Raw genomic sequence first — 13,493 nt, forward strand, 5'->3', positions numbered from 1 at the left:
GAGTCCCGATCGTGTTTCGCTTGAGCGCCGCAATGTGCGGCGCCGTAATGACGCTTGCCATTTCATCCGTTGCCATGGCTCGGAGTGAAATCGGCGTGGTTCGTTCAGATGCCGTCGATAGCGCCGCTTCTGGACCCGCGATCGTCGGCGCAGCCTCCATGTACAACCCGTTCCGGCCCGGATATCGGGAGGGCGGCGTGAACACAGCCTCCGGGGAGCGCTATGATCCATCTGCGTGGGCGGCTGCCATCAAGACTGATTTGCGTAAGAAGTTTGGCGGGGTTCAATTTGGCGCGAAGCCGAAATATGCCCTCGTCGAGGGTGCAGGCAAGAAGGCCATCGTCAAAATAAACGATGTAGGACCTCTCACGCCTGGTCGCATCATTGATTTGAATGAGCAGACGATGCGCCACTTCGATCCAAGCCTGCAACGAGGAGTCATTGCTGGCGTCAAGGTTACGCCGCTTGTAGGCGACGATTGGACACCCGGACCAATTGCCTAGACGTGATTGCAGGCTGCAGCGGCACCAACGTCCGCTTTGCGAGCGCCCTTAGCGGACATGTTGCAGCCGCATCGCGACACCCTGCGTCTCGCTCACGAAAGACGCAGCACCTTTCCCGGGTTCATGATGTTCCTGGGATCGAGCGCCCGCTTGATCGTGCGCATGATGTCGAGTTCGGTCCTGGAGCGATAGTGCGCCAGCTCGTCGAGCTTCTCGATGCCGATGCCATGCTCGGCCGAGATTGAGCCTCCCATCGAGGTGATGAGGTCGTTGACGACCCGCGTGATCGCCGCGGAATATTGGTCGAGCGTCTCGCGATCCATGCCCTTTGGACCCATGAAGGAGAAGTGCAAATTGCCGTCTCCGATATGGCCGAGCGGGTATGGGCGGATCGTCGGCAGGATCTCAAGCACGGCTTTGAGGCCCTTGTCGATGAAGTCAGGGATTCTGGAGACCGCGACCGACACGTCGTAGCTCAAGCCGGGTCCCTCGGTGCGCGAGGCCTCGGCCACGCTTTCGCGAATCCGCCACATGTTGCGCGACTGCGCTTCCGTTTGCGCGATCACCGCATCCAGCACGCGGCCCGCGTCGAGCTGGTCGGCCAGGAACTGCTCCATCTTGTCCGACATGCCCGCAGCGCCGTCCTGCCGCGGCCGGGCCGACGACCATTCGAGCAGGAGATACCATTCGGTCGCCGCCTTGAGCGGATCCTGGGTGCCGGGTATGTGGCGCAGCACCATGTCGGTGCACGCGCGGCTCATGAGCTCGCAGGAGCTGACATTGTCGTCGGAAGCGGCATACGCTTCCGACAGGATCTCGATGGCGGCTAGCGGATCGCGGATCGCGAGCCACGCCGTGCACACGTCCTTTGGCGCGGGCCAGAGCTTCAGCACCGCCTTGGTGATGATGCCGAGGGTGCCTTCGGCGCCCATGAACAGATGCTTGAGGTCGTAGCCGGTATTGTCCTTCTTGAGTGCGCGCAAGCCATCCCAGACGTCGCCGTTGGCCAGCACGACCTCGAGGCCCAGCACCAGATTGCGCGCATTGCCATAGCGCAACACCTGCACGCCGCCGGCATTGGTCGACAGATTGCCTCCGATCATGCACGAGCCCTGGGCACCCAGGCTGAGCGGAAAGAAGCGGTCATGACGTGCAGCCGTGTCCTGAAGCGTCTCGAGGATGCAGCCCGCCTCCACGGTCATGGCGTAACCGACGGGATCGACATTCAGCACATGGTTCATGCGGCCGAGCGACAGCAGGATGCCGCGATGCGTAGGCCACGGCGTAGCGCCGCCCATCAGACCGGTGTTGCCGCCCTGCGGCACGATGGCAATGCCGTTGTCATAGCAGAGCTTCACGACGGCGGAGACTTCCGCGGTGCTGGCGGGACGCACGACCGCTGCAGCCTGCCCGGCCAGCGCGCCGCGCCAGTCGGTCACGAACGGCCGCTTGTCCTGCTCGTCCAGGATCAGGCCCCTGTCGCCCACGATTGCCTGCAAGCGGTCGAGAATGGCAGCGGTCACGGGCGCGGTCGGAATGGAGGGAATGGTGGGAAGGGCTGCACCCGGCATGTATTCCTCTCTTTTTGCGGCTCTTCTGCGCAGCCTGGGTGCGCCGGCCTTCGTTCTTGTTTTCGGTTCTTCACGTTTGCGGCCAATCCTAGCATGAGGGCAGCGCTTGCGGGAACGTCTCCGGCTGCGACGCTGGTGCAGATCTGCTTCGAATCCTCAACGGGAGGCGCACTTCCACCGACGCCCGGCATATCCTACTGTGCTCCGATCAACTTGGATCGGAGATCATGAGCCGCTTCTGGAGTCCGGTCGTCCATACGCTGTCGCCCTATGTGCCAGGCGAGCAGCCGAAGCAGGACGGCATCGTCAAGCTCAATACCAACGAGAACCCCTATCCGCCCTCGCCGCGCGTGCTGGCGGCGATCGCATCGGCTGCGGAGCGGCTGCGCCTCTATCCCGATCCGCGGGCGACGCGGCTGCGCGAGGCGATCGCGGCGGGCTGCGATGTGGCACCCGAAGAGGTGTTCGTCGGCAACGGCTCCGATGAGGTTCTCGCACACACCTTCCAGGCTCTTCTGAAGCACGATGCGCCGCTGCTGTTCCCCGACGTCACCTACAGCTTCTATCCCGTCTATTGCGGCCTCTATGGGGTCGCTCACGAGGAGGTGCCACTCGATGGCGCGATGAGAATTGAGCTCGCCGATTACCGGCGACCATCAAGTGCCATCCTGCTCTGCAATCCGAACGCGCCCACCGGCATCGCCCTGCCGCGCGACGCAATCGCCGCCCTGCTCGCCGAAGATCCGGACCGGCTAGTGGTGGTCGACGAGGCCTATGTCGATTTCGGCGCGGAGAGCGCCGTGCCGCTCGTTGCACGTCACGACAATCTGCTCGTCGTCCAGACCTTCTCGAAATCGCGCTCGCTCGCCGGCTTGCGGGTTGGTTTTGCGATCGGTCAACGGCCGCTGATCGAAGCGTTGGAACGGGTGAAAGACAGCTTCAACTCCTATCCCGTCGATGGCCTCGCCATCGCCGGCGCGGTCGCAGCCATCGAGGACGACGAGTCGTTTCGGCGGACCCGCGCCCGCATCATCGCAAGCCGCGAAGCGCTGACCCGCGATCTCCGGCAGCTCGGCTTCGAGGTGCTGCCCTCGCTCGCGAACTTCGTCTTTGCGCGCCATCGCAGCCAAAGCGGAGCCGATCTCGCGGCTGCGCTTCGGCAGCGCGGCGTTCTGGTCCGGCATTTCAAGAAGCCGCGCATCGAAGACTTCCTGCGCATCACGGTCGGAACGGAAGAGCAGTGTGGCCGGCTGATTGAAGTGCTGCGCGATCTGATCTGAGCCAGGACTGGCGGCGGACCACGCCGCCGCATCGCGCTAGCCGGCAAGATGCGACAATATAGCTGACAAATCCGCATATCGGCGAAGTGACTACGCCGGGCTTTTCCCGCCCGCGCCGGCGCCAGAAAGCACATTGCACTTTTGTGACATAGACCACATTGGCCTGGTGTTGGAACTGCTAGGGTCGCGCCCATGACAAAGCGCCTCAGGCTACCGATCATCTTCACCGCCCTGGTCATGGCGACGCAAAGCTTTGCTGCCGACACCAGGGGTGCGGGCTCAACCTTCGTTTCGCCGGTGATGGCGAAATGGATCGACGCCTACAAGGCCAGGACCGGCAACATTGTCAGCTATCAATCGGTGGGCTCGAGCATTGGCGTCGGCTTGATCAAGAAGGAAGCCGTCGATTTCGGCGCAAGCGACATGCCGCTTGATCCCAGAGAATTGGACAAGCTCGGCATGATGCAATTCCCGATCGTGGTCGGAGGCGTCGTGCCGGTGGTCAATATTGACGGCGTCAAGCCTGGCCAGATCCGCTTCACGGGAGCGATGCTTGCCGACATCTATCTCGGCAAGCTCAGGTCCTGGAACGATCCCGCCATACGGGCGATCAATCCCGACATCAAGCTGCCGAGCGCGCCGATCACCGTCGTTCATCGCATCGACGGATCCGGAACGACTTTCAACTGGTCGAACTACCTCTCGAAGGTCAGTCCTCAATGGAAGACGGCGGTCGGAGAAGGCACTTCGGTCGAGTGGCCGCTCGGATTGGGCGGACGCGGCAATGACGGCGTCGCCTCGCTCGTCAGTCTCGTTCCCGGCGCGATCGGCTATCTCGAATACACCTACGCACTGCAACGGCTGGACAGGATTTCCTTCGGTGTCGTGCAGAACAGCGCAGGCAACTTCGTCGTCCCCGATGCAGCATCGTTCCAGGCAGCGGCCTCGAGCGCGGACTGGAAGGCAGAGAAGGATTTCCATCTCGTGCTCACCAATGCGCCCGGCGAGGACGCCTATCCGATCACCGCCACGACGTTCGTGTTGATGCCGAAGACCGCGAAATCTCCGGAACGGTCGGCGGCCGCGATCGACTTCATTCGCTGGTCGCTGGAGAACGGGAAATCCCAGGCCGAAATGCTCAACTACGTTCCCTTGCCGCCTGCCTTGATCGAGCAGATCGAACACTACTGGCAGCAAAGCATCGAAGCGCCCACGGTGGCATCAGCGGCCGTCAAGCGCTGAGGCGGGAAACTGGCGGCCCACCAAGCGCACGTGTATCTTCTGCGCTGCTCACTGGCGTTGCATGTCGGAAGAACGATCAGAGAACGGAATGCAGCGCGGCCGTCAGTAACAGTCGAAAGGCTAGCAGCGGTCACGGCATTTGTGCTGCCGCCCTCACTCGTGGATGCGGGCGCCTCAATTGGGCCGCATCCATTGACATCTATGTGACGGCCGGGGCAATTTTTGCTTTGCTGGCGAATCAGCGATGTCTCATTTCGAGTACCTTTTGGACAACTTCCAGTGCTTTCGAAACTGATAGCGTTGCTGCGCCGCGTTCCTGCGGTGAAATGGGCTTTCAGTAAGCTTCGGCCCTCGACGCAGGTCGACGCCGCGAGGGTCGCGCCGGTCGCTCTGGAACACTCTCCCGTTGTCGTTGCCGATAGCACGGAAGGTCTTGCGGCTGTTTCTGCCGATATTTGCGTCGGCAGCGAGCCGTCTCGCGATATCACCGCGGTTGCCGTTGAGAGCGCGACGACCGTGGATCTTTCTGAAGAGACTTCGGCCGGCGGCCCCGATGTCGGCAACGGCCCATCTTGCACCACACTTGCGGACATCGAGACGATCATCGCAGATGACGCTCCGCTCACCATTCTCGAGACTTCAGACCACTCCGAGATCCCGGACGCCAGCACGAGCGCCGATCCAGACCACAGCGACACCGTGGATGTTGAGCTGGTCGCTGCGGACGAGCCAGCCGTTATCGAGGTCGTCGAGAGCTCTCCCGAGGCCCTGGCAGATATTGCTGGCGCTGATGAGTCAGCCAGCAGTGCGACCGCTGACATCGAGCCTGTCGCGGTAGACGCTTCTCCGGCAAGCCTTGCCGCCCTCGCGGAAGATGCTCCGCCCGATCGTTCCGACGTCAGCATCAGCAGCGATCCGAGCCACAGCATCGCAGACCTCGAAACGGTCGCCGCGGACGAACCGGCCATTGCCGATAGCACAGAGAGCTCTCCGGAGGCTCTGGCGGATATTGTCGCCGACGAGTCGTCTTGCAGCACGGCCGCCGACATCGAGCCGGTCACGGTAGACGCCTCTGCGGCAAGCCTTGCCGCCCTTGCGGAAGAGGCTCCGGCCGATCATCCCGATGTCAGCATCAGCAGCGATCCGAGCCACAGCATCGCGGACCTCGAGACGGTCGCCGCGGACGAACCGGCCATTGCCGATAGCACAGAGAGCTCTCCGGAGGTCCTGGCAGATATTTCCGGCGACAAGTCATCCAGCAGCACAGTCATCGACGTCGAGCCGGTGGCGGTAGACGCCATTGCGGTCGGCCCGATCGAACTTGCCGAGACTGCTCTGGTCGATTGTCCCGAGGCCGGCATCAGCCGCGACGACGCTGCCAGCGAGGCAATCACTGTCGAAAGCGCGCCGATTGCTACAGCCGAAGCAGAGGAAGCTCCTTCGGCGTCGGCGCTCCGCATCACCTCGAGCAGCGAACCGCCTGCGGTTGGCGCATCCCCCGCACCGGACGCGCGAGATGTTCCGAAGGCGCCGGCGAAAGCCGCAGAGCCCATCGATCGCGCCACGCTGATCCGGCGGCGCTGGGCGGAGACCGGGATCAGGATGTGGAACCCGCGGCTGCATGGCACCGGTGAGGCCGCGCTGAACATCCAGGGGCGCATCGAGCTGCTGCCGCCCGAGCCGGGCGAAAAGATGCCGCGCTACGACAAGCTCGAGTTCAGGATGCTCGGCGGACAGATCGTTTGCGAGGGCGTCATCGTCGAGGCGCCCGTGCATGAGGGCCAGCGCAGCTTCACCGTGCTCGCCGAGCGGCGACAGCCGGAGCGCGCACGTGAGGCTGTGCCGGCCTGATCGTTTTGCCTGCAATGGCCGGTGAATTGTGTTAGGCTTGCGCCCTGACAGGGGAGATCGCATGCCCACGAAATTGTTGCGAACGATCGCAATCGTCACGCTATGCGTCTCGCACGCAGCCTCCGCCGCCCCGGCCAAGCGGCCGCACCGTCCGCCACCACCGTTTGTCGATCCGGCAGCCCCCTACAAGGCCGATCGGCTGTCGTTCTCGCGCGGCGAGACGATCCTCAACACGCCCGGGCAGACCACCGTGCTCACGCGGCAGGTCCTCGACGACATGAATGCAACGAGCCTCAAGGACGCCATGCGCTCGACCGCCGGCGTCACGATCGGGCGATAACGCGCATCCCTCCCATCCTTCGCGCCATGCGCAAAGCCAGCATGTGCCGTTATTCCCGCGCATGGGACGAAATATTTTCAACGCAAGGCTGTTGCCTGCCGCGCCTTGCGCGACGTAGCTTGCGCATGATCGCGACGCGCACGCAAAGCCGCCGCCAGCGAGAACGACAAGAACACTTGGGAGGCAGACGATGAGAAGGTTCGCAGCCGCACTATGCGCGGTGGCGCTGTTCGCGACGGGCGCGCAGGCACAGACTCTGAAGGATTTCCTCGCGGCGGTCACCAAGAAATGGACTACGCCATTCGAGCCGTTCCAGCTCATCGGCAACATCTACTATGTCGGCACCGACGGCATCGCCGTCTACATCATCAAGACCTCGCAGGGCCTGATCCTGATGGATACGGCGCTGCCGCAGTCGACGGGCATGATCAAGGACAGCATCGCGAAGCTCGGCTTCAAGGTTGCCGACATCAAGTACATCCTCAACACCCACGCGCATTTCGATCACACCGGCGGCTTCGCCGAGATCAAGAAGGAAAGCGGCGCGCAGCTCATCGCCGGCGAGCGCGACAAGCCGCTGCTCGAAGGCGGCTATTATCCCGGCGACGAGAAGAACGAGGACCTCGCCTTTCCCGCGGTGAAAGTCGATCGCGCGGTGAAGGAAGGCGATAAGGTCACGCTCGGCGACACCACTCTGACGGCACATGCGACGCCCGGCCACTCGCCCGGCTGCACGAGCTGGGAGATGACCGTCAAGGACGGCGGCCAGGACCGCGAGGTTCTGTTCTTCTGCAGCGGAACGGTCGCGCTCAACCGGCTGGTCGGCCAGCCGACCTATCCCGGTATCGTCGACGACTATCGCGCGACTTACGCCAAGGCCAAGGCGATGAAGATCGACGTTCTGCTCGGGCCGCATCCGGAGGTCTACGGCATGCAGGACAAGCGCGCGCAGATGAAGGACGGCGCGCCGAACCCGTTCGTCAAGCCGGGCGAGCTCACCACCTATGCGGCCGGCCTCGAACAGGACTTCGACAAGCAGCTCGCCAAGCAGACCGCAGCCCTGCAGACCGCGAAGTAGCGGCTTCGGTTCTCGCTTTTCGCCTCTCCCCACGGGAGAGGTGAAGAGCATGGTTAGCATGAGGTAGCACTCGCAGATGCGGGCAATCTGCAGCCGGATGCACTCCCATTCCGGTGCATATGCTTAACGCGGCCTCACCGGTGCACGCGGCGGTGAGAAATCTGCGGCGGCGCGCAACTTGCGCGCGCGGCCCACGCGGAACCGTCTAACCCGCCTTTTACCCGTGCCATGCAAGATCTCCGGCGTTTTCTCAGCATCCGGGGCTCGTATTTCAATGCCGATTGCCGATGTGAAGTCCTATCTCGCGGCCGCCGCGGGGCTGTTCCGCGTGCGGGCCGACAACCCCGATCTGACGCGCGCCCAATTCGACGCCTTCTCCAAGCAGATCCCGCTGCTCTACTTCATCCTGATCAGCAACACGATCGCCGTGGCCTATACTTATGTGCCGCTGGCGCCGGCCTGGCTGACGATGATCGTGCCGAGCGTGCTGTCCGTGCTGGCGGGCTTGCGGACCTTCTGGTGGCTGCGCCAGCGTCATCTGGTGCGTAGCGATGCCGACATCCTGCGCAACTTGCGCGCCACCAACTGGCTGACCCTGCCGATCGCCGCGGGCTTCACCGCATGGTCATTCGCGCTCTACCCTTACGGCGATCCGTTCGCCAAGAGCCAGGTCGCCTTCTACATGGCGGTGACCGTGATCGGCTGCATCTTCTCACTGATGCATCTGCGCTCGGCGGCGCTGATCGTGACGCTGGTCGTCGACGTGCCCTATGTACTGTTCTTCTTCGCCACGGGGGAGCCGACGCGGAAGGCGATCGCGGTCAACAATTTGCTGGTCTCGGGCGCGATGGTGACGGTCCTGTTCATCTACTATCGCGACTTCGCCGACCTCGTCGCCAGCCGCAAATCGCTGTTGGCGCAGCAGGCGGCGACGCAAGCGCTTTCGGACGAGAATTTCCGTCTCGCCAATCTCGATTCCCTGACCGAACTGCCGAACCGGCGCCGCTTCTTCGCCGAGCTCGCAACCGCTTTCGGCGATGCCGAGCGCAGGAACATTCGCCTCGCGGTCGGGATCATCGACCTCGACGGCTTCAAGCCGATCAACGACAATTACGGCCACACCGTCGGCGACCGCGTCCTGATCGAGGCCGGACGCCGCATCCGCGAAGTCTGCGAAGGCTTTGGTCCACACCGCGTCGAGTTCGCGCGGCTCGGCGGCGACGAATTCGGCCTCGTGGTGTGCGGCGATCCCGACGATGAGGATCTGGCGCGGCTCGGTGAACGCATCGGCGATCACGTCAAGCTGCCCTATCAGCTCGATACCGCGCATACCGGGTTGTCCTGCTCGATCGGATTTGCGCAGTTCCCGCGCTCGGCGACATCAGCCGAAGCGCTCTACGAATGCGCCGACTACGCGCTCTATCACGCCAAGCGCCATGCACGCGGCCGCACCGTGATCTTCTCGAGCGAGCTCGAGGCCGAGATCCGCAGCCGCGGCGTCATCGAGAACCTCTTGCGCACCTCCGATTTCGGCGCCGAGATGGATCTGGTGTTCCAGCCGATCGTGGATGCCATGAGCGAGCGCACCGCGGGCTTCGAGGTGCTGGCGCGCTGGCACAGCCCCCGCCTCGGCCTGGTCTCGCCGGCCGACTTCATTCCGGCCGCAGAGCGCATCGGCCTGATCCGCCCGCTAACGCAGGCGCTGCTGGTGCGCGCACTCGCAACCGCGAAGACCTGGTCCGACGACATCCGCCTGTCATTCAACCTCTCCGCCCACGACATCTGTTCATCCGACGGCATTCTGCCGCTGATCTCCATCATCGAGAAAAGCGGCGTGCCGCCGCGCCGGATCGACTTCGAGATCACCGAAACCGCCGTCACCTTCGATTTCGTGCGCGCCCAGCAGTCGATCGCCGCGCTGAAGGCGATGGGCTGCGGCATTTCGCTGGATGATTTCGGCACCGGCTATTCGTCGCTCAGCCACGTGCACCGCCTGCCGCTGGACAAGATCAAGGTCGACCGCAGCTTCGTCGCCGACGTCAACGACAATCCGATCAGCCACAAGATCATCAAGTCGCTGACGGGCCTGTGCGACGACATGGAGATCGCCTGCGTCGTCGAAGGCGTCGAGACCCGCGCGCAGCTCGACAGCCTGCGCCGCCTCGGCTGCGACTTCATCCAGGGCTACTACTTTGCAAAGCCCATGCCAGCCGATGCGATCGCCGACTATCTCGCGGCGGAAGATCAGCGTCTCGATGACGCCAAGCGCGCTGCCAGGGGCGCGGCCTAAGGCCGCTCACACCGCGCAATAGCGGTCCTGGATCGCCTTGTCCGCGAGCAGCGCCGCGGCGCTGCTCTCGTGCACCACTTCGCCCTGGTCGATGATCACGGCGCGATCAGCAAGGCGCAGCGCCCATTCGACGTTCTGCTCGACCAGCAGCAGCGTCTTGCCCTCGTCGCGCAGGCGACGGAACAGCACACCCATCTCCTCGACCAGCACCGGCATGATGCCTTCGGAGGGCTCGTCGAGCAGGATCATCCTCGGTCTTGCGATCAGCGCGCGGGCGATCGCCAGCATCTGCTGCTCGCCGCCCGAGAGCGTCACGCCCTCCTGGTCGAGGCGCTCCTTCAGGCGCGGAAAGGTTTCGGCGATCTCGTCGATCGCCGCGCGCTCCTCGATATCGCCACCGGCCGCGACGAGGCCGAGGCGCAGGTTCTCGCGCACGGACAGCCCGGGGACGATACGGCGCTCCTCCGGCACATAGGCAAGGCCGAGGTGGAACCGCTGATGCGCCCGCAGCGGCAACAGCTCCTTGCCTGCAAAGCGCACCCGTCCCGTCGCCTTCGGCATCAGGCCCATCATCGCGCGCAACGTCGTGGTCTTGCCGGCGCCGTTGCGGCCGACCAGCGCGACCACCTCGCCCTCCTTCACACGGAGCGAGATGCCGTGAAGGATCTGGCTTGCGCCGTACCAGGCGTGGAGGTCTTCGATCTCGAGCAGCGCCGTCTCAGCCATAGCCCTCACTCTGTCCGAGATAGACCCGGCGGACCTCCGGATTGCCCCTGATCTCGTCGGGCGCGCCGTCGGCAAGCAGGCGGCCGTGGTGCAGCACCACCACGCGCTTACTGAGCCCCAGCACCATCTTCATCTTGTGCTCGACGAGGAGCACGGTACGCTTGTCGGCAAGCCGCTCCAGGAGCGCCACCATGTCCTTGGTCTCCTCCGGCCCCATGCCGGCAGTGGGCTCATCGAGGAGGAGCAGCTCGGGCTCAGAGACCAGCGCGATCGCGATTTCCAATGCACGCTGCTGGCCGTGCGAGAGGAACTTCGCAAGCTCGCCGCGCTTGCCGAGCAAGCCGACCGCGTCGAGCGCCGTGTCGGCGCGCGTGTTCAACTCGGCAAGGCGCGTACGGTTGCGCCAGATGTCGTAGCTCACGGTCAGTGCCTGCGCCGCAACGCGCACATTCTCGTGCACGGTGAGGTCCGGAAAGATGTTGGTGATCTGGTAGGAGCGCGAGATACCCTGATGCACGAAGCGGTGCTGCGGCAGCCCGTTCAGCTCGCGTCCCCTGAAATGCAGCTTGCCGGACGACGGCGTCAGCGCGCCCGAGAGGATGTTGAAGAAGGTGCTCTTGCCGGCGCCGTTGGGCCCGATGATCGAGGTGAGCTGGCCGGCCGCAAAGGACACGGTGATGTCCTCGAGCGCGACGAACCCGCCAAAGCACTTGCCAATGCCCTCGGCGCGAAGCAGCTCGCTCATTGCCGTGCCTTTCGGATCGGCAAGCCTTCCAGCAGCGTGCCCCAGATACCCTTGGGCAGGAACAGCACGAACAGGACGAAGATCGCACCAACGAATATCTGCCAGTGCGGCGTCCAGAGCGAAATGACATCCTCCAGGATCAGGAAGGTTGCCGCGCCGACGAAAGGCCCGAAGAAGCTGCGCGCGCCGCCAAGCAGCACCATCATCACGATCATGCCGGAGGTCTGATAGTGCAGGATGTCCAGCGGCACGATCGACAGATGCAGCGCCAGCATGCAGCCGCCGAGCGAGGAGATCGCGCCTGACAGCATGAACACGATCAGCTTGCAGCGCTCGACATTGTAGCCGCAGGCTCGCGCCCGCTGCTCGTTCTCGCGGATCGCCTCGATGACGGCGCCGAAGGGTGAATTCAGGATGCGTGACTGGAACCACATCGCCAGCGCCGCGAAGGCCATCAGCACGTAGTACTTGTTGACGGGATCGAGGAAATTGACGGAGAGGCCGAACAGGCTGATGCGGTCGACGGTGAAGCCGCGCAGGCCATTCTCGCCGCCCGTGAAGGAGGCGGCCTGCAGCGCCACGTAGTAGACGAGCTGGGCGAGCGCGAGCGTCACCATCGAGAAATAGATGCCGCGGGTGCGCGTCGAGACCACGCCAATCACGGCCGCAAGGCACGTGCTGAGGAGGACCGCAATCGTGACCGCGGCGAACCAGGGCACGCCGTAGCGGCCGATCGCGATGCCGGTGAAATAGGCGCCGGCGCCGAAGAAAGCGGCCTGGCCGAACGACAGGAGGCCGGTGTAACCGAACAGGAGATTGTAGCCCATCACCACGACGCCGTAGATCAGGACGTTGACCGCCAATGCCTTGGACGGCAGCAGCCACGGCAACACGGCAAGGACCGCGATGGAGAGCAGCACGCGCTGGTCAAGGAGCCAGGCCAGCCCGCCGGGCGCAGATTTGGCCATCGCCTCGCCGCTCGATGGTGACGTCACGCGGTCCTCCCCTTCACGCCAAATAGGCCCTGCGGGCGGATCAGCAGCACCACCGCCATCAGCGCGAACATCACGATGGTCGCCATCTCCGGCGCAAACAGCGCCACCAAGCTGATGGAAATGCCGACCATGAGGCCGGCCACGACCGCGCCGACGATCGAACCCAGGCCGCCGATCACGGTCACGACGAAGGCTTCCGCGAGCACGAGCGAGCCCATCTCCGGATTGACGCTGCGCATGGGACCAGCGAGCACGCCGCCGAGGGCCGCGAGCGTGACGCCGAGGCCGAAGATCGCGAGCCAGACACGGCCGATATCGACGCCGAGCACCTGCATGATGGTGGGATCGCGGGCGCCGGCACGCACGATCAGGCCGACACGGGTCTTCTCCAGCATCAGCCAGAGCACCAGCAGGACGACCGCCACGAGCGCGATGACGAAGAGGCGGTAGCGTGGGAAGAATCCGATGCCGAGGTCGAGCACGCCAATGAGCTGCGGCGGGGTCGGAAACGGGATGCCGTCGCTGCCGAACACGATGCGTACGCCCTCGACCAGGACGTAGCTGAGGCCGAACGTCAGCAGCAGCGGATCGTCGATCGAGCGTCCATAGAGCCGGCGGATCAGAACGAACTCGATCAGCATGCCGAACGCGCCGATCAGGATCGGGGCCAGCAGAAGCCCCCACCAGAAGCTGCCGGTGAGCGATGCCAGATACAGCCCCGCATAGGCGCCGATCATGAACAGCGCGCCGTGGGCGAAATTCACCACCCCGAGCATGCCGAACACGATCGTCAGCCCAAGCGCAGTGATCACCAGGACCGCCCCGAGGGCGATCCCTGAGAGAAGCTGCATGATGATCAGCGACAGGTCCAT

12 protein-coding genes are annotated in these 13,493 nt (G+C 64.1%); 7 read left to right on the forward strand and 5 right to left on the reverse strand.

What is annotated here, in order from left to right:
• The first annotated feature begins 8 nt into the window (after nt 1–8).
• Entirely contained in the window at nt 9–503 is a 495-nt protein-coding gene (locus K289_RS44105) for an RlpA-like double-psi beta-barrel domain-containing protein (protein WP_027551147.1), read from the forward strand.
• A gap of 92 nt (nt 504–595) precedes the next feature.
• On the opposite strand, the gene K289_RS0108720 is transcribed toward K289_RS44105, so the two are convergent.
• Complete coding sequence (locus K289_RS0108720) at nt 596–2,074, reverse strand: FAD-binding oxidoreductase (protein ID WP_027551148.1); 1,479 nt, start codon at nt 2,072–2,074, stop codon at nt 596–598.
• 227 nt (nt 2,075–2,301) lie between these two features.
• Here K289_RS0108720 and hisC point away from each other — a divergent pair, with 227 nt between their 5' ends.
• From hisC to K289_RS0108750, 6 genes are all read left to right on the forward strand, one after another.
• Entirely contained in the window at nt 2,302–3,354 is a 1,053-nt protein-coding gene (gene hisC / locus K289_RS0108725; RefSeq protein ID WP_027551149.1) for a histidinol-phosphate transaminase, read from the forward strand.
• Nucleotides 3,355–3,546: 192 nt separating this feature from the next.
• Complete coding sequence (gene pstS, locus K289_RS0108730; RefSeq protein WP_027551150.1) at nt 3,547–4,596, forward strand: phosphate ABC transporter substrate-binding protein PstS; 1,050 nt, start codon at nt 3,547–3,549, stop codon at nt 4,594–4,596.
• A gap of 279 nt (nt 4,597–4,875) precedes the next feature.
• Complete coding sequence (locus K289_RS51460; RefSeq protein WP_198024674.1) at nt 4,876–6,447, forward strand: hypothetical protein; 1,572 nt, start codon at nt 4,876–4,878, stop codon at nt 6,445–6,447.
• 61 nt (nt 6,448–6,508) lie between these two features.
• Nucleotides 6,509–6,787: a TonB-dependent receptor plug domain-containing protein gene (locus K289_RS0108740; RefSeq protein WP_027551152.1), complete on the forward strand. Its 279-nt coding sequence runs from the start codon at nt 6,509–6,511 to the stop codon at nt 6,785–6,787.
• 190 nt (nt 6,788–6,977) lie between these two features.
• Nucleotides 6,978–7,865 carry a BJP family subclass B3 metallo-beta-lactamase gene (gene blaBJP / locus K289_RS0108745; protein WP_027551153.1) on the forward strand — a complete coding sequence of 296 codons (888 nt, stop codon included), beginning with the start codon at nt 6,978–6,980 and terminating at the stop codon, nt 7,863–7,865.
• Between the two features lie 274 nt (nt 7,866–8,139).
• Nucleotides 8,140–10,155, forward strand: a complete 2,016-nt coding sequence (locus K289_RS0108750) for a bifunctional diguanylate cyclase/phosphodiesterase (RefSeq protein ID WP_027551154.1) — start codon at nt 8,140–8,142, stop codon at nt 10,153–10,155.
• Nucleotides 10,156–10,161: 6 nt separating this feature from the next.
• On the opposite strand, the gene K289_RS0108755 is transcribed toward K289_RS0108750, so the two are convergent.
• The 4 genes from K289_RS0108755 to K289_RS0108770 are packed head-to-tail and all read right to left on the reverse strand — an operon-like array spanning nt 10,162 to nt 13,493.
• Nucleotides 10,162–10,881 carry an ABC transporter ATP-binding protein gene (locus tag K289_RS0108755; RefSeq protein WP_035684288.1) on the reverse strand — a complete coding sequence of 240 codons (720 nt, stop codon included), beginning with the start codon at nt 10,879–10,881 and terminating at the stop codon, nt 10,162–10,164.
• Nucleotides 10,874–11,626, reverse strand: coding sequence for an ABC transporter ATP-binding protein (locus tag K289_RS0108760; RefSeq protein ID WP_027551156.1), 753 nt, complete (start codon nt 11,624–11,626; stop codon nt 10,874–10,876). The genes K289_RS0108755 and K289_RS0108760 overlap by 8 nt, the downstream gene beginning before the upstream one ends.
• On the reverse strand, nt 11,623–12,621 hold the full coding sequence (locus K289_RS0108765) for a branched-chain amino acid ABC transporter permease (RefSeq protein ID WP_027551157.1): 999 nt from the start codon (nt 12,619–12,621) through the stop codon (nt 11,623–11,625). The genes K289_RS0108760 and K289_RS0108765 overlap by 4 nt, the downstream gene beginning before the upstream one ends.
• Nucleotides 12,618–13,493, reverse strand: a complete 876-nt coding sequence (locus tag K289_RS0108770) for a branched-chain amino acid ABC transporter permease (RefSeq protein ID WP_027551158.1) — start codon at nt 13,491–13,493, stop codon at nt 12,618–12,620. Before K289_RS0108770 ends, K289_RS0108765 begins: the two co-directional genes overlap by 4 nt.

This window comes from Bradyrhizobium sp. Cp5.3, from assembly GCF_000426265.1.
GTDB classification, from domain to species: domain Bacteria; phylum Pseudomonadota; class Alphaproteobacteria; order Rhizobiales; family Xanthobacteraceae; genus Bradyrhizobium; species Bradyrhizobium neotropicale.